The organism is Sporosarcina beigongshangi (assembly GCF_033485195.1).
Lineage (GTDB): Bacteria > Bacillota > Bacilli > Bacillales_A > Planococcaceae > Sporosarcina > Sporosarcina beigongshangi.
Genome location: NZ_JAWLIR010000089.1, coordinates 1 through 1,074 on the forward strand (window position 1 = coordinate 1; position 1,074 = coordinate 1,074).

General features: G+C 42.8%; 1 protein-coding gene. It reads left to right on the plus strand.

Features of this window, described 5'->3' with window-relative positions; genetic code table 11:
- Window positions 1–902: IS110 family RNA-guided transposase (locus tag R2B77_RS17860; RefSeq protein WP_322555780.1), on the plus strand; the 902-nt coding region annotated here is incomplete at its 5' end.
- Window positions 903–1,074: the final 172 nt, after the last annotated feature.

Sequence of the window (1,074 nt, forward strand, 5' to 3'; positions counted from 1 at the left end):
ACGACCGGATTGACGCCTGGGTAATTGCGGATCATTTACGCTTTGGACGTCTGCCACATGAAATGCAAGAAACCCTACAGTATGATGCTTTGCGCCGTTTAACACGCACGCGCTTTCACTTGATGCATGAAATTGCACGTAATAAAACGTACATGATGAACCAAGTATTTTTGAAATTTAGTGGCTTACGCCAAGATAACCCCTTCTCCAACACATTTGGTGCGACAAGCGTCGCTGTGATTGAAGAATTAGATCCTGAAACGATTGCAGAAATGCCCGTCGAGGAACTCATCGAGTTCTTACAAGAGAAAGGCAAAAACCGTTTTGCAGAGCCTGAAGAAATTGCGAAGTATCTTCAAAAACTCGCACGTAGTTCTTATCGTTTGGACAAAATGATGGCCGACCCAATCAATCTGTCACTGTCCGTGATTTTAAGTACAATTCGCCATATGGAAAGCCAAATCAAACGTCTCGATCAAGAAATTGACCGGATGATGAAAGGTATTACACAAACCTTAACGTCCGTAAAAGGCATTGGTCCTGTCTATGCAGCCGGTTTACTCGCTGAAATTGGCGATATCAAGCGTTTTGACGACCACCATGCATTAGCGAAATACGCAGGGCTCGTTTGGACCCAGTATCAATCTGGAGAATTTGAAGCCGAAAATACGAGCCGAATGCGGACAGGCAATAAATACTTACGTTATTATCTTGTACAAGCTGCAGACGCCATACGCAAGTATGACGCCGAATATAAAGCCTTTTATCAAAAGAAATACAATGAAGTCACCAAACATCAACATAAACGTGCTCTCGTCTTAACCGCTAGAAAACTTGTACGCCTCGTGCATTCGCTACTACGCACGAATCAGCTATACATACCGCAAGAAAGGAGAGAGTAACGACGCGCAATCTCTTACTTTCGAACATCCTATAACACTTCCAATTTCACCCTTTTTTCATTGGAATTGCGAGGTTTATTTGAATATGCCTAATAACGGAAGTTTGCGCTTAGAAGCCGCAATGAATTTCCAGTTTTCATGTTTTAGGTGCTTGACATATTACCACTGGGCT